Genomic DNA, 20,931 nt, shown 5'->3' on the forward strand with positions numbered 1-20,931 from the left:
GTCTTCGTCTATTATTATGTTCACTCATGCTAATTCCTCCTTAGACAGCTGTGATAATGCAATTTCCCTGTAAGTTTCACAATTCTCCATAAGTTCATCATGGGTGCCGATTCCAACTATGCTTCCCTCTTCAAGCACTATGATCTGTTCAGCATTCTTAATTGTAGAAATACGCTGTGCAACTATAAGAAGGTTGCTTGATGCTGTTTCGGTTTTAAGGGCCTTCCTCAGTGCGGAATCGGTTTTAAAATCAAGAGCGGAGAAACTATCATCAAATATATAGATTTGGGGTCTTTTCACAAGAGCACGGGCAATTGACAATCTCTGTTTCTGACCTCCAGACACATTTGATCCTTCCTGAGAAATTTCACTTTTAAATCTTTCCGGTTTTTCATCAATAAATTCTTCAGCCTGGGCAATTCTTGCAGCCTCTTCCATATCACTATCTGATGCATCGTCTTTGGCATATTTCAAATTTGATTCAATAGTACCTTTAAATAATGATCCCTTCTGAGGCACATAACCAATTAAATCTCTCAGCTCATGCTGGGTTACACTTCTTATATCAACTCCATCAACAAGAATTTGTCCCTCAGTCACATCATGAAAACGGGGCAGCAAATTAACAAGGGTTGATTTACCTGAACCGGTGGAACCAATAAAAGCTGTTGTCTCACCTGGTAAAGCCTTAAAGCTTATATCTTTCAGTACATCCTTTTCTGCGCCATCATACCTGAAAGAAACATTTCTGAATTCAACTACACCTTTAACTTTATCAGGAAAATGCACAGGTTTCTTTGGATCTACAATAACCGGATCCATTTTTAAAACTTCATTAACTCTCTGCGCAGATACTGAAGCCCTCGGTATCAAAATAAACATAAAAGACATCATAAGAAAGGCAAATATAATCTGCATTGCATATTGCATAAATGCCATCATGTCTCCTACCTGCATACTGGAATTTGCAATCTGATGTGCGCCTATCCAGACTATAAGTATTGTAACACCATTCATTATAAGCATCATGGCTGGAAACATGGCAGACATAACACGATTTATAAACAAATTGGTATCTGTTAAATCTTTATTTGCCTTGTCAAATCTTTTTTCTTCAAACTTCTGTGTATTAAATGCCCTTACTACCATCATTCCCGATAAATTCTCACGTGTAATAAGATTCAATTTGTCAACCAGCTTCTGGACAATTTTAAATTTTGGAAAAGCAATTGCAAATATGCTGCCGATAAGTCCCAATAGAACTACCACGGCCAAAGCAATAATCCAGGTCATGGATGTACTCTTGTTAAGAACCTTCAAAATTCCACCCACCCCTAAAATAGGAGCGTATATGAGCATCCTTACAGCAAGAAAAACAACCAGTTGTATTTGAGTAATATCATTAGTAGTCCTCGTTATCAATGATGCTGTAGAAAATTTACTAAATTCTTCATTTGAAAAACTCTCCACCTTGGTGAATAAATCTCTGCGCAGATTCTTTGATAATCCGGCAGCAATTCGTGCACCCAGAAGTCCCACTGCAATAGTACAGACCGCAGCCAATAGAGAAATAAGCAGCATAATTATTCCTATATGAACAATATATCTGCTTTGAATTTTATCCGTATTCATTCCCACTGCAGAATATTCAGCCTTGATTGACCCCGCTGCAGCCTGAGTTATCATATTATCGCCTAATGAAGTGAATTTTTTATTCATATTTTCACTTATTTTTGAACGCTGAACTTCAGGTAATCTTGAAAATAGTGCAAATAAGTCAGTATTTGCAGGTATCTTCTGTCCATTAAAATTTATCACTCCGTTTTTGGCAGAGGTTTTCATTTTTTCAACACCAGAAACAGCCAGGAAGGCCTTTCCCATTACAGGATTCATCTTATCAATTTCTGAGTCATCCACATTTTTCAGAATATATATGGGTTCATTTTCAAGTCTGGGATAATTTTTAAGGTATTCATTGTAATTTGAACTTGATTTATCAACCAATGTATAATTTTTTGCAACTTCCAATTTAGCGTTTTTATCCATAAATATTGAAAGTTTATTCATTTCACTGGCTCTCACTGCTTTTGGCACAGCATTTTCAATACCACCCTGCTGTATTCCCGTATTTACAATATTAGACATGTAGTCCGGCAGTGACAGATCACACATTGCCTGTACAAAAAGTAAAATTACCGCACTTATAATAAGTACAATAAATGGCTTCAGATGTTTCATTAATTTAAGCATTCCGTCCTTCACTCCTTGTTCATTTTTTGTCTATCCATTACTTCTTCCAATGTATCCAATCCCTTGTTTATTATATCTATTTCCTCTGGAGTTGCTATGTCTACCACGGATTGAAATGTCTTTTCAACTTCTTCATGTTTAGCTTCAGCAATTTTCCTGAATTCAGAAGTAACCTCTACATAAACTATTCTTCTATCTTCTTTGCTTCGAACTCTCTTCACTGAACCCTGCTTTTCCAATCTATCAATAATTCCAGATACTGTACTATTGGATAAACTCATCTTTTCACTTAAATCACTTATTTTCATTTTTCCGTGATGAATTAAAGCAATGACAACAAATAGCTGTGGTCCAGTTAGATTAAGATCCTTGAAACGCTGCCCCATAATCTTATGTGCATTTTTCATCACCCTTTTTATTGTTCTAAGTAATCTGATTCCATCTCTTACATCATTCATATCCTCTCTTCTTCCTAAATAATGTTATATTTTGCATAAATATATTTCGTATACAAAATATATTTTACTTTACTCCCGAGGTTTAGTCAAATATATTTTTTTACCATTAGAGGAATATAATGAAAAGATATGGGTTATGGTAAAAGCAACTTACATTTACCACAACCCATGCCTTATTTCCTACATTCTTTAATTAGTTTTAAATACTGGGTATCAGTCAAGCCATACTGAGAAAATTTGTTCAGCAAATTGCTTATCAAAATACTTTCCTCCAAATCACCATGTTGTTTTATATATTCAGTTATGACGTTATCCTTTTTCAGATATTCCAGATAGAGTTCAACACCCTTCTTCAATGTACCCAGATAAATACTTTCAGGCATGGATCTGCATAACATAACCTGCTTATAGATCTGTAAATACCCCTGTGCATAAAATTCAAAACCATGAATTAATTTGAAGTCCCGGCCCACCAGATTAAAAGCCACCCTGCTGCCATAACTGTTCTGATCCAAATAGGCAAGAATTGTGAGAAGATTGATCTGACAAAACATATCTTCATCAAACCACAGCACAATGGATGAAAACTCATTTTCAAATAATGGCCTCAAGGGTTTTAGTGTAATCTCATTGTATTCATCCATGCTTATATTATGAATATTACAGCGGCATTTATTAAATTCACGGGAAAAAATCTGCTCTGTAACTCTACCTGAACAAATTGCCTCATTAAAAGGCACATATATACCGTCTTCATCAAGATGACTCTGTCTGACATAATCATACATCATCTGTCCGTTTAAAATATTAAGTACAACCTTTTCCTCCATAAATAATATCCTCCTCAGTATTGCAAATAATCACTCGATAAACTATTTATTCTGTTACTTTATAATTACATATTTAATATAACATACAAAAATATGGTGCCTCCCAATATTCCCGGAAGCACCATCTTTTTTGTCACTTAATTTTATCTAGATGTTTTTTTCTGATCTTTTACTTCTTTTCATCATCCAAATTCCTGCAAGTATTGCCATGATTCCAACTACCAGCAATACTGTAGTATCTACCATACTTCCTGTTTTAGGAAGGCTCTGTGATATACTGCTAGGAGTTCCCCCCTGCGGATTACTTAAATCAGGGCTTCCTCCTCCTGGATTATTTGGATTAGGTGTTCCGCCTCCCGGATTGCTGGAATCAGGAGTTCCCCCACCCGGATTATTCGGATTTGGAGTTCCTCCCGGATTGTTTGAACCCGGAGTTCCCTTTTCATCTGCCACAGTAAACTGGTATGTCTTTGAAGAGTCAACCTGAACACTCAATGTATCCTGATTCAAATCATATCCAGCAGGTGCCCTGGTTTCTTTAACAGTGTAATTTCCGTAAACTACATTACTAAATCTTGCAATTCCGTCCTGGCCGCTCACTGCTGAAGCCACTTTCACACCGCTGTTGTACAAGGTAAATTCTGCCCCGCTGAGTGCATTTCCATTGGCATCGGTCTTTTTCACTTCAATTGCTGCTGCATTTTTAGTATCTTTTATAGTTCCAATGTCATAGGTCTTGCTCATGTTTATCTCCACAGGAATTACCTGGGTGGAAAGAACATATCCTGCAGGAGCCACTGTTTCCTTAACAGTGTATTTGCCCGGCTGTACTTTGGTAAACTGGGCAGCTCCGCTGGCATCTGAAGTTGCAGTCTGAACCGAATTTCCGCTGGAATTATACAGTGTGAACACTGCTCCGCTTAAAGCATTCCCGCTGTCATCAGTTTTCTTAACACTGACTGTGCCCTGGATAGATCCGCCGCCGCCGGTGATTCTGGTGTCAGCAACATCATTTTTATCTAGCTGCACGGAATTTCCATCCTGACTCATAACTGCAGTTAGTACTTCATTAGAAAGATAATATCCTGTTGGAGGTATAGTTTCCTTTATTTTGTAACCATATGCCACACCAGTAAACTTGACAATGCCATTCTCATCACTTGTCGCAGTCTGTATAGGATTTTGAAAATTTATATCGTCATTTTTATAGAGCTTAAATTCCGCCCCTTTCAATGGATTTCCACTCAGATCCTCTTTGGTGAATTGTACATCGCTTCTGATCTTGGTGTCAGTGATACTGCTTGCATCCAGTACAACATTGCCACCGTCATCCACAGTTGCAGTTAAAGGACTTGAATTTATGCTGTATCCTGTTGGCGCTTTGGTTTCTATTATCTTGTATCCAAAGGGTACATTGGTAAATGTCACTTTTCCATCTGAACCACTGGTTGCAGTTATATTGTTGCCGCTTCCATCTGTGACCGGAGTAATACCATCACCATCAGGCCTATAAAGTGTAAATTCCGCTCCTGAAAGTGCGGCTGAATCTGAATCCTCGCCTGTTTTGGTGAATGTTACGTTTCCTGTCTTTCTGGTATCTGTAAAATTATAAGTAATGTCCTTCTGATCTGCAGCATTGTGAATCTGGAAAGTATAAGGTTCACTTGATAAATTATATCCAGTAGGTGCGGTTTTTTCCTTAATAGTATAATCTATGTCATACTTAAGCTTGTCAAACAAAGCAATACCATCCGTTCCTGTAGTAGCAGAAGTTGCTTTAACGCTACCTGTCCAGTCCAGAAGTTCAAATACCGCACCTGGTAATGGTGTAATACCATCATCGCTGACTTTTACAACTTTGATACTTCCAGTCTGTCCACTTCCACCGCCGCCGCCATTGGAAACCCAAACTCCTACTCCAGCAGAATCAGCACTTTGATCTACTTCAGTTCCCACAAATTGAACTGAATTATTAACAGTAGTATTATTAATAATTGGATCTATATCCGTACTGAACTTCAGCATAAAAGGTCCTGAAAATCCATCTGGGAATGTAAATACAAACTTTCCAGTTGCAGAGTCATAACTTATATTACTAGGACTTATTGTCTCCGTTGTATCTCTTGGGGTAAGCTCTCCAGTAGATGGATTTACATCCATCTTGTACAATCGCACACTGCTGATATCAAGGGAAAGACCTTTCTGCAGATAATCAGTTATGGTTGCACCGCCCATTGCAATATTAGAATTGCTGTTTGTCTTTACCGTCCAGTCAATGTAAGAATTTCCATTTGTATAAGCAGCTTCCTTGCTTATTACCGTATTATGAATGATCTGGGTTGCTGAAGCATCATTATCCCCGTCAACAGGTATTTCATCTCCCGTGATGCTTGCAGAATTGCTTACTGTTTTATCACCGTTGGTATTGAAAATACTCAAATCAGTAAGCTTTGTCTTGAAGATTATAGTATAAGTTTTATTGATAGTACCGGTAAAAGTATAAACAACCTGATTATCCGATAATGTAGTAAATGAACCATTTGCAACATCATCTATACTTGCAGAATTTGTTGCATACTGCTGTCCTGCTGGAATAACATCAGTAACTACGGCATTTGTTATAGGCATTTTATTATTGTTCACTACAATTTTCCATGTAATTTCTCTTGTGGAATAGTCATAACCTCCAGAAGTCTTGCTGATTATCTCGCTGTCCACATTTTGAGAACCGGGTGTACTTTGATTTATATTCTCAGCAGTAAGATTTACACTGTTAGAATAACTTCCATTGTAATTTGCTCTATAGTGTGTAGGATCAGTTACCTGTGTCTGAAATATTATAGTATGTGTGTCAGAAAATGAGCTGCTAAAGATATAAACAAAAATTCCAGTTTTTGTTGAATCTCCGGAATCTGCTGCTGTATATCCACCATCTCCTATTGAAGTACCATCCAGCTTTGCAGAACCAGGCACATAAGTCTGGCCTACAGGAATAGTATCGGTAACTGTTGCACCCGCAGCCACATTTGTTTTGTTGCTGTTTACAGTAATTTTCCAGGTAATGATACCTGTAGAAGGATCATACCCTATTCCTTCCTTTGCGATGATATTCGGATTAACTCCAACACCATCACCTGACGTTCCAAGAGTACTGCCATTTCCTGTAAAGGTAGCATTATTCGTATATGTCTTACTATTATTGGAATTATAAACAGTTGGATCTACAGAGGTTGAATAGGTAATTGTCCTTTTTCCTGTTATATTACCTAAATTAAAAGTAATATTACCTGAATAATCAGGTGATGTCAAAGGTGTACCATACTCATCCTTAACTGAAATACTACTAGTATCCACAGTAAGTCCCCCAGGAATAACGTCTGTAACTACTGCGTTGTTGATTGTCTTGGCATCTTCATTTACTGTAATTGTCCAGTTGATTTTCTTATTGGCTGGATCATAACTTCCAGTTTTGCTGATGTACGTCACTGTTGCCGAAACAGCACTGGCATTTACAGTTTCAGTATGTGGAGCACTCTTATAATCATTGTAGCTAAAATCAGCTGTATTGTTAAAATTATAAGTACCTTGCAACTTGGCAGCTAAAAAGTCTTTTACACTGGTCCTGTAGGTTATGGTTTGCTTTGTATCGATATTTCCAGGACCGAAAGTCAGTGCTTTAGTACTGCTGTCATAGTAGGTATCATCAACACTTGTACCATTAATTGTAATAGAACCTGGAACAAATACCTGTCCATCATCAGATATGGTATCTGTAATAGTGGCATCATTCGCCTGTATATTTTCCTTATTAGCTATTATTGTCCACGTGATCTCATCTGTAGCTTTATCATAAGATCCACTCTTTGTAACAGATGCATCCACCGGTTGTTCGAAATTTACATTAACCGGAACTACTGCTATACCTGGAACAGTAAAATTAATAGTCACAGGGTTGGAGTTTCCTATTTTGCTTGGCTCGAAATGACAATCTACATAAAAATATCCATGTACATCTGAATGTGTATTTGGATAATCTGTGAATGTAAGTGTTACAAGTCCACCTGTAGTTATATTCATATCTGCTATTTTTTCTCCGCTGTCATCAGTAATTTCTTGGTTAATAGGTGCTGCAATATGAATCTCCTCCGGCAATTGCATTTTATAATAGTTACCTGGATTAACAGCTACTGTATTAGGGATGCTCCAGGTATATTTGATGAAGATTTCTGAATCCTTTGCAACATCATCACCCAGTGCGGTACCACTACCAATGTTATCCTTTTTTATATCAACACCTGTAATAAACGGAAATGAATTTGTAATATCATTAGGCTCAGAAGCCTCTGTAGCCTGTACCTCACTAGCAGGCGTTGTACCACTGGATTGTGAAGTTCCTGCAGGCGCATCCTGCCTGAAATTCACGTTAACAGAATTTTTTCCAAGGTTAATGGATACAGGATTTGTATTTCCTATTTTACTCCCATCAAACTGGGCACTTACAGAAAATTTACCTGATAAAGCACCCGTTACATCATTTGAAAAAGTGATGCTTGCCTTATTGGAAGCTGTATCTGCCGTAAATGATCCTATTAAAGTACCGGCAGAATCCTTCACACTGGTATCAGTTTGAATGTCCTTTAGTTTGATCTGATCTGGCAGCTGTATAGTATAGGAAGTCTCCTTAACTGCAGTCTGACCTTCCGGAATGGAAAAATCATAATTCACATTTACATCCGAATCCTTGTCCACATTTGTTTCCTGACTTATGTCATTTCCACTGCCATCTGTAAGAGTGACCCCCGTTACAAAAGGAAATGCAGTTTCATCCGCTTTAGCACTGCCAATTGGCGTAAAGCTTGAGAAAATCTGAAGCAAAAATATAAAACTGACTACAATAGATGAAAATTTTTTCTTTTTCATTTTATCCCCCCTTTATAATAAAATTAAATGGCCTTCACAATAAAAGTACTTTAAATTTATGATTTTTTATAACTTGATTTTTTAAATCTATCTTGCGAATGCCATTATATAAAGAAAAATCAATACTACTAAGTAATAATTTTTACTTTACAGTTTTAATGGTAATATATTTTTGTCACACACCTGTCACAAAAACATCACAAACTTCTCACAAGATAGGAAAAATCCTGATATAGAAGATTTTCGGCAAATTCCGAAAATCCACCAGAACCTTTAGCCCTTAATTTTAAACTTTACAGATCCGTTCCTATAATTTCACAAATAAATTTTTATAAAGTTCTACAGTGGATTTTTTAGGCGGTATGTGAAGCTCCCTCTTAAACAATGTATTTAACTTTTTATAATGGTTGACCAATCCTATCCTGTCTCCCATATGAAAATATACCTTCATAATCAGTTCATGGGCTGCCTCATCAAAAGGATTCATTTCAATTACCTTTCTTAAATATTCTTCTGATTTGTTGTAAAGTTTTACCTTCATATAATATTCAGCTATATTTTTAGCACTGATGGAATAATATCTCCTGAGTTTTTCATTCAAATCTGCATCCCATAAATAATCTTCATTTCCAAATAATATTCCATTATAAAGTGCTGAATTTTTTTCATAGGAGGCTATATTTTCCTCATTGACAACAGGATTACTTTCAATAAAATCTTCAAACCTCCAGCTGTCACAGTAAAATCTTTTTAAATTCATTCCGTATCTTCCATTTTCATAATGCACTAAATTCTCTATTCCCACATTTTTTAAAACAGTTTTCAGCCTGTATATGGAACTGCGCAGATTATGTTCAGCTTTTTTAGGGGGTGAATCCGGCCAGAGTATATCACACAGCTGCCATTTATCCGTATCTTCGCCTTTTTTATAAATAAAATATGCAAACAGTTCCTGAACCTTCGCAGTAGACCACCTGATAATTTCGTCTCCTGAACTGCCGTATACCCTGAAATATCCTAAAATAAATATTTTATTTTTCTTGTCATCTTTTAAAGTGATCTCTCCTGCATGTTGATTTTTAAGCAGCCTATCTACAGTTGCATTTAAATCCTCTTCTGTAATTGGCTTTAAGATATAGTTTACCGCATTTACTTTAAAAGCTTCCATGGCATATTTTTCATAGGCAGTCACAAAAACTATCTGTATATTTTCATTAAAACTTTTTATTTTTCTTGAAAGTTCAAGTCCATTCATAAAAGGCATCTCTACATCTACAAAAACAACATCCGGTAAAAGTTTTGATATACCCTCCAGAGCCTCTCTGGAATCAGTGAATTGTCCTACTATTTTCAGATGTTTATTTCTGTTTATAACCAATTTCATCAACTTCAAAATTGGTTTTTCATCCTCTACAATTACAGTTTTCATCAATTATTCCCCCTAAAATATTAAGCTATCAATGAAATGTTGCAGCAGCTAATCATAAGATAAACTTTTGATAGATATAGTCACAACTGTTCCCTCTCCCTCAACACTATGTATTTCTATATTTCCTTTTCTTAATTTTTTAATTCTTCTGCTGATATTAGAAAAACCTATTCCAGTATTTCCACCCTCATTGTTTCTCAATTCCCTGAGTTTTTGCCGGGTCATGCCAATTCCATTGTCTCTAACTATAATATAAATTGTATTATTACTCCTTCTCACAGAAACATATACAGTTCCTCCACTGCTTTTTCCAAGGAGTCCATGCTTAATGGAATTTTCTACCAGAGGTTGAATGCAAAGTACGGGGACTTGCTCACCCATTAGATCCTGATGGATATCATATTCAACATTTATCTTGTCTTCAAAACGTGCTTTTTCTATCTCCACATAGGCATATACCATCTCAAGTTCACGCCTTAAGGGCACAATCATAAGTTTGTTGTCTATGTCAAAGGCCAATCTCAGGTATTTGCTGAAATTGGTAAGAAGTCTGGCTGCCTTTTCCCCATCAGTATAGCAAAAGGAAATTATAGTGCTTATAGTATTGTATAAAAAATGAGGTTTTATCTGTGCCTGGAGAAAAGCCATTTCATTTTTCAGTACATCTTCCATGGATTTTTTCAGTTGAATCAATGTCTTAACCCTGGCAATCATTTCCCTTTCTTCAAAAGGCTTGGTTATAAAGTCATTTGCCCCTGCTTTAAATCCAAGAAACAGATCATAATTTGTATCCTTTAAGGTGGATATAATTATTGGAAGTTCAATGACCGAATATTTTTCTCTGATTTTTCTGCATACATCTATACCTGAAATCCCAGGCATCATTACATCCAGAAGTACCAGATCAATTTTATTATTTTCTACCTTTTTTAAAGCTTCCTTTCCTGATAGCGCAGTTAAAATGTTATATCCTTCCCTATAAAGTATATTCAGTGCTGCTTGAATATTGAATATTTCATCATCCACTATTAAAATTGTACTTTGATGTTTTCCACTCTTTACTGTATCCGAACAGTCTACTGAAGATATCCTATCAAAATACTCTGTACTTTCTTCCTGTGTTTTTTTATATAAACTGTTTCTTCCTTTTGAAACAGGCAGTGAAAACACAAAACGGCTTCCCTTGTTTTCCTCCGACCAGTCCAGATATATTTTTCCCTTCATAAGCTCAATTAATTGATGAGTTATATACAAACCCAATCCAATTTTTTCTGAATTTAATGATTCATAGGGTTTGAAAATTCTCTCCTGCTTATTTTCAGGTATGCCGGATCCCGTATCCTCCACTGATACATACACCATATCCTCTGTGCTGCTGCAGTCCATTTTTATTGTGCCCCTATCCATATTTTGGGCAGCATTGTCAATGAGGTTAAATAAAACCTGCTTTACCCTGTTTTCATCCGCCTTTACCAATATGGACTTCTTTATATTATTAACAATTTTTATATTTCTCTTCTGTATTATATATCTATAACTTTCCATCACTATGTTGGCACAGACTTTTACATCCACTGTACATATGCTGATTTTCAATTGTCCATTTTTTAGCAGGGTTACATCCAGTGTATCTTTTACCACATTGCATAATTTCAATGCTATGTTCTTTATTATTATTATGTTCTTAATATTTTTATTCTTTAGATGAATACTATTTTCCTTAATTATGGTTTCAGCTACATTGATAATTCCATAAAGCGGAGCTTTTAATTCATAAGAAGTTCTGGCTATAAATTCATCCTTTACTTTATCCATCTTTATAAGCTTTACGGACATTTCCTCCATATCTTCATAATTCTTTAAAAATCTATTAGAATGAATAATATATGAAAGTATTATAAAACCGCAGAGTGCTGAGGAACCCAGCAGCTTTGTACTCACCAGATTCAATGAATAAAGAAAATTATTTACCAAACATATGCATATGCAAATTACTGCCTCTAAAAAAATAACAGCTTCCCTTTTATCTAGAGATTCATAAATATCTTTCTTAATCATAATAGCCAGTCTTAAAATCAGTATCAGCAGCAAAGCTGTAATAGAAACATGTTTAATTACGCTTAAAGACATGTATACAGGATATCTGGTTGTTAAAACTATGAATATATAAAACGCTCCTAAAATATCAGCTGTTTCAATAATAGGTTTTGACAGTATGTTTTTATCAGTTTCCTTTATAATTCCCAATAAAGATATCACAGTTAAAATTATTGTTATTTGCTGGATTTTACAAGACAATTCAAAGGTCATTTGAGGAAATAACTGAACAAATATTTTTTCTCCATTAAAAAGCAGGTTAATGGCAAATGTTAAAAAATTCATTACATAATATAAATATCTCCTGTTCTTTTTCAATGTGGAATATATATGTAAAATATATACAGCCAATAAAAACATAAATATGGTCCCCGACAGTTCAATAGAAGAGTTTGCAGTAGTCATAAAACTGATATTCTTTTGCAGTCCAAAGCATATTTTATACATTGTTCCCCGGAACGGATAGCCAAAATTGGCAGCTTGAATAATTATTTCAGCTCTGCTGCCCTGAATATTAAAGTAGGTGTCATAAGGAGTCATTCCAGCATAGTAACCCTTATTCTTTTCAGCCGGATTTCCACTTGAACCCCTCACAACACCATTTATGTATAGTCTATTGCTCATCCTTATATTTTCCAGTTTCAATCCAAATACCTCATCTGAGGGCTTTAATTTCATAACCAGTCTATATGTCCTGACTCCCTCCGGTTCCATGAGTCTATTATTTTTATCCTTTTGTATTGTGGACGTAAGCTTTATATATCCCGTCAATTTAGGTTTAACATGACTTTTAACCGTAAAATCTTCAGGGGTGAGCAGTTGATGATCATATAGTTCCCATTGCCCATCAAGATTTACAGCACCGTCTTTTGAAAAATTCCACTTTGAAAGATCCATCCTTCCATTAAGTGCAGGAGCAGGTTTTTTAACTGAAATTATATCTGAAAATGATATTAAAAATGAAATTGCAAGCATACCCAAAACTATAATCAATCTCAATATGTTTTTCATTAAATGCTGGTACTCCTTTTAAATATTTGATGATTTCATAATTATCCAATACCATTTTATTACAAATAATATATATTTTTATTTTTTGTTCATATTTTTATTATATACTTTATAATGATGTTAATCACTCACTTATAGCAAAAATACATTGACTAATTTATCCCCAGGCATTAAAATGTAGTACATAATATACCAGTTATATTACTCAAAATTTTATTATATTAAATTTATTATTAATATTGATAATATTATTATTTTTTTAATACAATTATTGTTTTTATTTAAAATTTGAAGTGATGTTGGAGGAAAATCTGTTGAAAAGAGTCAGAATAATAGGTCTGATATTTATACTTATAGGAATTTCAATACTTTTATATGCCTTTTCGGCTAAATACTGGACAAGATATAAGCAGGATAATATGACAAGAAATTATGAACAGAGAATTAAAAACGCCAAACCTGCGGAAAAAAATTCAGATAAAGATTCCAAGGTGGATTACGGCACAATAGGTATCCTCATCATACCCAAAATAGACTTAAAAGTTGCAATAGGTGAAGGAACTGATATGGCTACACTCAGATATGCAGTAGGGCATTTTAAAGGTACGGCCATGCCCGGTGAAAATGGAAATTTTGCCCTGGCAGGGCATAGAAGCTATACTTTCGGACAATATTTTAACAGGCTGGACGAAATAGAAACTGGAGATGAAATACTCATAGAGACAATCAATGGGAATTACAAATACAAAGTGTCAAATAAAAAAATTGTACTACCTTATCAGGTGGATGTGTTAAATGCAACAAAAGACTCAACCATGACACTCGTTACCTGCACACCTATCAGGGTTGCTACACATAGACTCATAATAAGTGCAAGGCTGGAAAAGTAATAACAATGCACAATTGGCAATTGACAGTGGACAATAGGCAGTTAACTATCAACTATTGCTCATTTATCATATAAAATGTCTGCCTCAGAATAAATTTTGAGACAGACGTTCAATTCTACATACAATCAGCAGTTGAGACCAATTTCATTTCCGCTCCATATTGCATCCATTATATTAGCAGTCTGGTACGCATCACCAACTATATATAAATCAGCTATTTTACCATTGAGTTTATCATACAATTCCCTGTCAGATTTAAATCCAATGGCAATTACAACAGTATCAGCGGATACATTTTGCTTTTTAAATCCATTGTCAATCAGTACGGCACCATCATCTGTTACCTCAAGCAGGGAATTTCCCGTAATAGTTTTTATATTGTACTTTTTCAAAAGATCAATAAGCATAATTTTGTTCATGTGCGGAACTGCTTTACCTGCTTTTAATACACCATCCTTGGCCTCAACAATTGTGACCTGCTTACCTTGTTTGGCAAGATAAAGGGCAGTTTCACATCCAACAAGTCCACCGCCAACCATGAGCACATTTTCTCCAGCTTGTTTCTTCCCATTTAAAATTTCAACTGCCGTTGTAACTTTATCTTTTTCTATGCCGGGTAAATTTAGTTTAATATCTTTTGCACCGGTTGCAATAATAACCACATCAGAATTTTCTTTATGGACAATATCTTCTGTTACTTTTGTATTTAAAACTATTTTAATCTTAAGTTCTTTCATTTCATTTCTGTACCAGTCAAGGAGCCTTCTGTCATCCAGTTTGAAATCAGGAACTGAACCCGGAATAACTTCCCCGCCGAGCTCCTCTGTATTTTCATATAGTGTAACTTGGTGGCCTCTCATAGTTGCAATTCTAGCTGCCTCCATTCCAGCCATTCCTCCTCCTATAACCATCACTTTCTTTGACTCTGGAGCAGGCTTTATTTCATAATATCTTTCTCTTCCGGCAGCAGGATTTACTGTACAGCTTAGTGGTTTTCCTTCAAATCCCCTTCCAAGACATCCTGTATGACATCCAATACACGGGCGAATTCTTTCCGGATGATTTGCCAGAACTTTTTTAGGCCAGTATGCATCACAGAGAAGTGGTCTTGCAAGCCCAATCATATCTGCTGACCCATCATCAAGAGCTTTTTCAGCCATCTCTGGAATGCCGAGTTTACCTGCAACTATAACAGGAACTTTAACAACTTTTTTAAGTTCCTTGGTATATGGAAGATACAGTCCATCTTTTTGATAAAGCGGCGGATGGGACCAGTACCACGCATCATATGTACCCAAGTCCGTATTGAGCTCATCGTATCCTGCGGATTCAAGAATTTTTGCAGCTTCAAGTCCTTCTTTCAAATCACGGCCTTTTTCCACATACTCTTCATCTGGAAGTCCACCCTGTCTCCAGTCCTTTATACAGCTTTTCACGCTATATCTCAGCCCTACAGGAAAACTGTCTCCCACTCTGGCCTTTATTCCCTGTACTATTTCTATTGGAAGCTGAAGCCTCCCCCTTAAATCTCCACCATATTTGTCAGTTCTTCTATTAAATATGGAAAGTGTAAACTGATCAAGCAAGTATCCTTCATGTACTGCATGTATTTCAACGCCATCAAATCCTGCTTGTTTTGCAACCTCAGCACCTTCAATAAATTTTGTAACTATCCATTCTACTTCTGAAGTAGTAAGTGCCCTGCAGGTAACAGTTGGATCCCAGTAATTTGGAATGTCTGAAGCAGAAACAGGTTGTGAAGTCAAGAGCGTACCAGGTGCACCGCTTCTTCCAAATCCCATTGTGAGCTGTAGAAATATCTTCGCGCCATAAGCATGAACTCTTTCTGTCATCTCCGCCGATGTCATTATAAATCTTCCAGGATTTGTTGAAATAACCGGAATTACACCGGGTACAACTTTATCCAGTTCATTTTCCACTTTAGTGATGCTGGTTATAATAAGACCTGTTCCCCCTTTTGCCCTTTCTACATAATAGTCTATGGCTCTTTGATTATAACAGCCCTCATTGTCTACAAGACCAAAGGCCCCCATAGGAGCCATTGATATTTTATTTTTTATTTCTATTTTGCCTATTTTAATAGGCTGAAACAAGGATTTACTTTCCATATTAGCCCTTTTACCTCCTATACATTTTAATTTTATATTTTCCTTTATTTAGTTTAAATATACTAAAGGATATTATTTTTATAATTATCCATACTATTATTGATAAGATTATAGATTCGCCTATGTGTAATCTACGTATGGGTGGCCATGGCAAGGGGCTTATATTACCTTGTACACGGGATATTATTAGGAGGTAATTTTAAATATGAACAACGATTTTTACTTGAATTTTCCAAAGTCTATTCCCCAGCAAAAACAGGATGCCCAGCCTGGAATAGAATCTGAAATGAATCCGACACCAGTAGCTGAAGATCCTGAATACAAAGGATCCGATAAATTAAAAAACAAAACTGTTTTAATCACAGGAGGAGACAGCGGAATAGGAAAAGCTGTTTCCATAGCTTTTGCCAAAGAAGGTGCAGATTTAGCGATAATTTACTACAATGAGCATACAGATGGGGAAAATACAAAAAAAGTCATAGAAAACTTAGGCAGAAGATGCCTTTTGATTCCGGGAGATATTACGGATCACAATTTTTGTAAAACTGCCATTGAAAAAGCCATAGAGGAATATAATAAAATAGATATTCTTATAAATAATGCCGGAGTACAATTTCCCCAAAACAGCCTTGAAGATATAACAAATGAACAACTGGAGAAGACATTTAAAACAAATATTTTCAGTATGTTTTATATTACTAGGGCAATATTGCCTTATTTTAAACCAGGCTGCTGCATAATAAATACAGCTTCCATAACCGCCTATAAAGGAAGTAAAGACTTGATTGACTACTCTTCTACAAAAGGTGCAATTGTATCCTTTACCCGTTCTTTGGCGTTATCTTTAATAGGAAGGAATATACGGGTAAATGCAGTGGCGCCAGGCCCAATCTGGACACCTCTTATCCCTTCTTCCTTTAGTTCACAAAAAGTTGGAAAATTTGGTGGTGCTATTCCTATAGGTAGGCCTGGTCAACCAGTTGAGCTGGCATCTGCTTATGTATTTCTAGCATCCCCTGAAGCTTCTTTTATTACGGGTCAAACTATACATATAAATGGTGGTGACTTTATAGGAAGCTGATTTTCATTCAATATTTAGCTGCTTTTACTGAAACCTGTGCTGCAATCCATGTGATATTGCAGCACTTAAAATCATTAAAGACATTTAGTATATATATTCATATCTGCATCTTTTTCCCGGAGTGCTGCAAGTTTAGGAACTATTTTCATAAAATGATCTGTTTTCATATGTTTATATAAACTATCTTTATCCTTCCATTCTTCTATAAAAGTAAAAACTTGATGATTATCAATATCTTGATACAGCCCATAAGATATATTTGATTCTTCTTTTTTACTTTTTTCAATTAATTCGGAAGCCAAATCTTTATATTTCTCTATTTCACCGAGTTCAACATAACTTTTAGATATAACTTTAATCATGATATCACTTATCTCCTCTTTATATATTTTAAATTATATAATTCTATACATTTATATGAAATCCTTTAAATTATTTTCAATAATTTTTTATATTTCTGCATAATTAAATCAAAATTAAAGATAATAACTACTGGTTAAAAAAAAAGCATGAAAGGAGTATTTATTATGTCACAATTAAATCAACAAGAACTTCAAAATCTCAGGCACCTTATCGGAGCACATGATACGGCTTATGAAAAAATGCAGACATATTTACAGGACTGTACTGACCCAGAGGTAAAATCATATTTTCAAAAATCCGCACAGGATGCTCAAAAAACAAAACAGCAATTGCTGTCATTCTTAAATTAGGAGGGAAAAACATGCAAGATAAAGTAATGATCAATGACACACTTTCAATGGTTAAAGGCGAATTAACAACTTATGCAAATGTAATAGCCGAATGTGCTAACCCTAATCTGAGATCAACAATTCAACAGATCAGGAACAACTGTGAAACATCTCAATATGAACTCTATAAACTCGCCCAGTCAAAAGGCTTTTATAAACCTGCAATGATGGCTGACAGCAATGAAGTTCAACAGGTTAAATCACAATTAATGGGTCAATAAAACATATAGTATTACATTTTAACAAATAACTCATATAATATCAATTGTCCTAAGTGGATACCTTGGGCGAAAATAAAAATAATATAATTTTTAATAAGTATCAGTAAAAACTGATACTTATTTTTTATGTAAACCTGTATAATTAAAGCTATTTATAAATTAGATTTCAATTCCATGGCTGCAAGAGCTGCTCCAATGGCACCTGCATATCTTCCATATTTGTGACTTTTAACGGGCAGCTGAAGTTTTTTAGAAAGTGTGTTTATTATATATTCATTATCACTTAAACCTCCTGTTAAAAAATAATTAAACCCTTCTCCGTGTTTTTGGCAAAGAGATTTCACTTTACCGGTAATAGAATCTATTATACCAAAAGCTATATCCTCTCTTTTACTTCCATTGCTGATTAATCCTATTATTTCAGATTCGGCAAATACGGTACACATAGAACTTATGGTGATTCCACTGCCATTTTTTGCTTTTTCACACAACTCGTCTATTTCAAGCCCCAGTGTATTAGCCATAAGTTCCAAAAATCTTCCAGTGCCGGCAGCACATTTATCATTCATAGTAAAGTCAGTAACTTTCCCATCTTTTACAGTAATTATTTTCGTATCCTGACCACCTATATCAATTACTGTACAATCATCTTTCAAAAGATAATAAGCTCCCTTTCCATGACATGTAATTTCAGTTATAGTTTTATCAGCATATGGCACAGATACCCTTCCATAACCTGTGGCAACTATTTTACAATTATCTTTCTTTAACCCCACCTTTTCTAACTTAAGTTTTATATCACCGGCAACCTTGACACTGCTCCAACCTGTTGGAAGTACAAATAACTTCTCAATTTTTTCATCAAATATACAAACTTTTGAAGCTGTAGAACCTATATCTATACCTATGTAAGTCATAAAACTCCACCTTTATCTACAAGAATATATCATTACAACGGCCCTCAACCGCGGCCTGGTACAACATAAAATTTACAACTATAAATAAGGATTGACTATTTCTTTATTTACAGAATGTAATCCAAGAGTTTTTACATTGTAATGATGTATTAGCTCTTTTATTTTTTTTTCATCCTCTTTATTATACATTATAGATATTCCACAACAAGATGAAATTTCTCTTGGAGTAGGTACAATTGTGCATTTGATCTTATTTTCCTTTAGCAATTTTTCCATCTTTATACCTTCAGTATGGCAGGGAAATAGTATATAATACCTTATACCATTCATGTCATCAACTCCCCATAATTATCTCATGCACAAGGTACAAAACCCTTGTCAATATAGTTTCTAAAAATGCCTTTAACACTTCTTAAAAAAGAGTTACAGGCATTTTTTACACTTTTTAATTATATCCCGAAAGCTAGAGCATCTCTAAAAACGCTTCCACTCTAGTTTTTATCTGACCCGAATCCTCTGTGGAATAATCTGTCTCTATCTGCATAACAGGTATATTTTTCTCTTTTAAAGACTCTTCTACAGCCTTATGTTCTACAGCATAGGTATGACAAAATGAAAGATTAAAATCGATTACTCCATCTACATTATATTCATCTGTATATTTTATTATATCATCAATTCTCCCTGTATTTGGGGTAAAACAGGCACAATTTATCTTCATATACCTATCTGCTATATTTTTAATTAAATCATCTATGGTTTCTCCTTTCTCATCCACTTCATTTTCAAAATATCTTGTGCCAGTACAAGTTTCTTCAACTACCACCTGGGCATTTAATCCTTCTATAATAGAATGAAGCTTCCAATTAGGCAGCGCCATGGGAGTCCCCGTTATCATAAGTCTTTTTTTGCCTTCATCCACTCCATTTTTAACTCTTTCATCCAATTCATCGCATAATTCATTTAATTTTTCTACAAATCTTTTTGGATCATCATAAAAGGCAATCTGTGATATTAAAAGAACATCTAATCCGCTTATGGGAGACGGTTTATATTTCCTCAAATCATACAACCTTTTCAACGCTTTCCTCTTTAAATTGGCAATTCTTATACCTTCTCTTAGAGTATCAACTGTCACTTTATTACCAGTAAGTTCTTCCATTTTACTTATAAATTCTTTTATTTCTTCTATCCACTGAGCATAATTCTTTTCCCTTTTCATCTGAGGTAATTCCATAACATATACCGGCACATAATCATCCAACACTTCCCAGGCTTTCTTTTTTCCATCACAAGTTGTTTCCCCAATTACCATGTCACAGGATTGAAAATAAGGGCATGTTCCTCCCACTTTTGCCCCCATGAATGCTTTGATTAAAGGGCACATATTTCTTGGTAAAACCTTTTCACCATCTTCAACCCAAAATTGAGATCCTGCACAAAGACCCACTCCTATTGCTCCTGCTGCAAATATAACTTCATCTGGCACAAATACACAAAATGTTCCTACTACTTTTCCTCCACTTTTCTTATGCTCGTCCAATTCTTTTATTCTCAAGCCGTGTACTTCAGCCACAACAAAGTTAAAATAATTCATTCCCTCAGGCCTATTTTTTTGGGTAAGATATGTACCCCCATATAATTCTGGAAGTACGGCACACAATTTATCGTGCTTTTCCAAATCAATTCCAAGTTTACTCCAAAGTTCTCTATAATCTGCCAATATTATTCCTCCTTTTTATTTGGTATAACCTAGCTGCATAAGTTCACAACCATACAAAATTTCTTCTAAATAGAAAAGCTGTATTTATTCAATACACCTATTTATTATACTTTTATACTATCATAAATAATTGCCTACATTTATAGCATTATATGATACTCGATTTATTAATCATTTTATTAATTAATATCAAGCAGCAAATATGAGAGGCTCATAATTTTAC

At 35.1% G+C, this 20,931-nt stretch carries 15 protein-coding genes; 4 read left to right on the forward strand and 11 right to left on the reverse strand.

Annotated features, from left to right (window positions below):
* Positions 1 to 24: 24 nt before the first annotated feature.
* The 6 genes from AB8U03_RS05715 to AB8U03_RS05740 form a co-directional block, all read right to left on the reverse strand.
* Positions 25 to 2,250 (reverse strand): ABC transporter ATP-binding protein, encoded by a 2,226-nt coding sequence (locus AB8U03_RS05715; protein WP_369703598.1) that lies wholly within the window; start codon positions 2,248 to 2,250, stop codon positions 25 to 27.
* A gap of 8 nt (positions 2,251 to 2,258) precedes the next feature.
* A complete protein-coding gene (locus AB8U03_RS05720; protein WP_369703599.1) occupies positions 2,259 to 2,708 on the reverse strand; it encodes a MarR family winged helix-turn-helix transcriptional regulator in 450 nt (149 codons plus the stop codon).
* A gap of 173 nt (positions 2,709 to 2,881) precedes the next feature.
* Entirely contained in the window at positions 2,882 to 3,538 is a 657-nt protein-coding gene (locus tag AB8U03_RS05725) for a hypothetical protein (protein WP_369703600.1), read from the reverse strand.
* A 147-nt stretch (positions 3,539 to 3,685) separates the two neighbouring features.
* On the reverse strand, positions 3,686 to 8,458 hold the full coding sequence (locus AB8U03_RS05730; RefSeq protein WP_369703601.1) for a SpaA isopeptide-forming pilin-related protein: 4,773 nt from the start codon (positions 8,456 to 8,458) through the stop codon (positions 3,686 to 3,688).
* A gap of 307 nt (positions 8,459 to 8,765) precedes the next feature.
* Positions 8,766 to 9,887 (reverse strand): response regulator, encoded by a 1,122-nt coding sequence (locus tag AB8U03_RS05735; RefSeq protein ID WP_369703602.1) that lies wholly within the window; start codon positions 9,885 to 9,887, stop codon positions 8,766 to 8,768.
* Between the two features lie 48 nt (positions 9,888 to 9,935).
* The gene (locus AB8U03_RS05740) at positions 9,936 to 12,995 is read right to left on the reverse strand and encodes a sensor histidine kinase (RefSeq protein WP_369703603.1); all 3,060 of its coding nucleotides are present in this window, start codon (positions 12,993 to 12,995) and stop codon (positions 9,936 to 9,938) included.
* Between the two features lie 314 nt (positions 12,996 to 13,309).
* Between AB8U03_RS05740 and AB8U03_RS05745 the strand changes: the two genes are divergently transcribed.
* Complete coding sequence (locus AB8U03_RS05745) at positions 13,310 to 13,885, forward strand: class D sortase (protein ID WP_369703604.1); 576 nt, start codon at positions 13,310 to 13,312, stop codon at positions 13,883 to 13,885.
* Positions 13,886 to 14,010: 125 nt separating this feature from the next.
* Here AB8U03_RS05745 and AB8U03_RS05750 read toward each other — a convergent pair whose 3' ends face one another.
* On the reverse strand, positions 14,011 to 16,014 hold the full coding sequence (locus AB8U03_RS05750; RefSeq protein WP_369703605.1) for an oxidoreductase: 2,004 nt from the start codon (positions 16,012 to 16,014) through the stop codon (positions 14,011 to 14,013).
* 205 nt (positions 16,015 to 16,219) lie between these two features.
* On the opposite strand from AB8U03_RS05750, the gene AB8U03_RS05755 reads away from it, so the two are divergent.
* Complete coding sequence (locus AB8U03_RS05755) at positions 16,220 to 17,095, forward strand: SDR family oxidoreductase (RefSeq protein ID WP_369703606.1); 876 nt, start codon at positions 16,220 to 16,222, stop codon at positions 17,093 to 17,095.
* Positions 17,096 to 17,169: 74 nt separating this feature from the next.
* Here the strand turns inward: AB8U03_RS05755 and AB8U03_RS05760 are convergent, their stop codons facing one another.
* Positions 17,170 to 17,457 carry a putative quinol monooxygenase gene (locus AB8U03_RS05760; RefSeq protein ID WP_369703607.1) on the reverse strand — a complete coding sequence of 96 codons (288 nt, stop codon included), beginning with the start codon at positions 17,455 to 17,457 and terminating at the stop codon, positions 17,170 to 17,172.
* A 165-nt stretch (positions 17,458 to 17,622) separates the two neighbouring features.
* Here AB8U03_RS05760 and AB8U03_RS05765 point away from each other — a divergent pair, with 165 nt between their 5' ends.
* Positions 17,623 to 17,808 carry a hypothetical protein gene (locus AB8U03_RS05765; RefSeq protein ID WP_369703608.1) on the forward strand — a complete coding sequence of 62 codons (186 nt, stop codon included), beginning with the start codon at positions 17,623 to 17,625 and terminating at the stop codon, positions 17,806 to 17,808.
* A gap of 11 nt (positions 17,809 to 17,819) precedes the next feature.
* Entirely contained in the window at positions 17,820 to 18,068 is a 249-nt protein-coding gene (locus tag AB8U03_RS05770) for a spore coat protein (RefSeq protein ID WP_369703609.1), read from the forward strand.
* Positions 18,069 to 18,220: 152 nt separating this feature from the next.
* On the opposite strand, the gene AB8U03_RS05775 is transcribed toward AB8U03_RS05770, so the two are convergent.
* The 3 genes from AB8U03_RS05775 to AB8U03_RS05785 form a co-directional block, all read right to left on the reverse strand.
* Complete coding sequence (locus AB8U03_RS05775) at positions 18,221 to 18,985, reverse strand: acyl-CoA dehydratase activase (protein WP_369703610.1); 765 nt, start codon at positions 18,983 to 18,985, stop codon at positions 18,221 to 18,223.
* 78 nt (positions 18,986 to 19,063) lie between these two features.
* A complete protein-coding gene (locus tag AB8U03_RS05780) occupies positions 19,064 to 19,315 on the reverse strand; it encodes a DUF3343 domain-containing protein (protein ID WP_369703611.1) in 252 nt (83 codons plus the stop codon).
* Positions 19,316 to 19,448: 133 nt separating this feature from the next.
* Positions 19,449 to 20,708 (reverse strand): double-cubane-cluster-containing anaerobic reductase, encoded by a 1,260-nt coding sequence (locus AB8U03_RS05785; protein ID WP_369703612.1) that lies wholly within the window; start codon positions 20,706 to 20,708, stop codon positions 19,449 to 19,451.
* Positions 20,709 to 20,931 lie beyond the last annotated feature (223 nt).

The sequence above is a fragment of the Clostridium moutaii genome (assembly GCF_041205085.1).
Classification (GTDB): Bacteria; Bacillota; Clostridia; order Clostridiales; family Clostridiaceae; genus Clostridium_B; species Clostridium_B moutaii.

What these genes read in the sequence shown, in the direction of transcription:
- AB8U03_RS05715 (WP_369703598.1), bottom strand. Translation starts at nt 2,250, where the DNA reads ATGCTTAAATTAATGAAACATCTGAAGCCATTTATTGTACTTATTATA.
- AB8U03_RS05720 (WP_369703599.1), bottom strand. Translation starts at nt 2,708, where the DNA reads ATGAATGATGTAAGAGATGGAATCAGATTACTTAGAACAATAAAAAGG.
- AB8U03_RS05725 (WP_369703600.1), bottom strand. Translation starts at nt 3,538, where the DNA reads ATGGAGGAAAAGGTTGTACTTAATATTTTAAACGGACAGATGATGTAT.
- AB8U03_RS05730 (WP_369703601.1), bottom strand. Translation starts at nt 8,458, where the DNA reads ATGAAAAAGAAAAAATTTTCATCTATTGTAGTCAGTTTTATATTTTTG.
- AB8U03_RS05735 (WP_369703602.1), bottom strand. Translation starts at nt 9,887, where the DNA reads ATGAAAACTGTAATTGTAGAGGATGAAAAACCAATTTTGAAGTTGATG.
- AB8U03_RS05740 (WP_369703603.1), bottom strand. Translation starts at nt 12,995, where the DNA reads ATGAAAAACATATTGAGATTGATTATAGTTTTGGGTATGCTTGCAATT.
- AB8U03_RS05750 (WP_369703605.1), bottom strand. Translation starts at nt 16,014, where the DNA reads ATGGAAAGTAAATCCTTGTTTCAGCCTATTAAAATAGGCAAAATAGAA.
- AB8U03_RS05755 (WP_369703606.1), top strand. Translation starts at nt 16,220, where the DNA reads ATGAACAACGATTTTTACTTGAATTTTCCAAAGTCTATTCCCCAGCAA.
- AB8U03_RS05760 (WP_369703607.1), bottom strand. Translation starts at nt 17,457, where the DNA reads ATGATTAAAGTTATATCTAAAAGTTATGTTGAACTCGGTGAAATAGAG.
- AB8U03_RS05765 (WP_369703608.1), top strand. Translation starts at nt 17,623, where the DNA reads ATGTCACAATTAAATCAACAAGAACTTCAAAATCTCAGGCACCTTATC.
- AB8U03_RS05770 (WP_369703609.1), top strand. Translation starts at nt 17,820, where the DNA reads ATGCAAGATAAAGTAATGATCAATGACACACTTTCAATGGTTAAAGGC.
- AB8U03_RS05775 (WP_369703610.1), bottom strand. Translation starts at nt 18,985, where the DNA reads ATGACTTACATAGGTATAGATATAGGTTCTACAGCTTCAAAAGTTTGT.
- AB8U03_RS05780 (WP_369703611.1), bottom strand. Translation starts at nt 19,315, where the DNA reads ATGAATGGTATAAGGTATTATATACTATTTCCCTGCCATACTGAAGGT.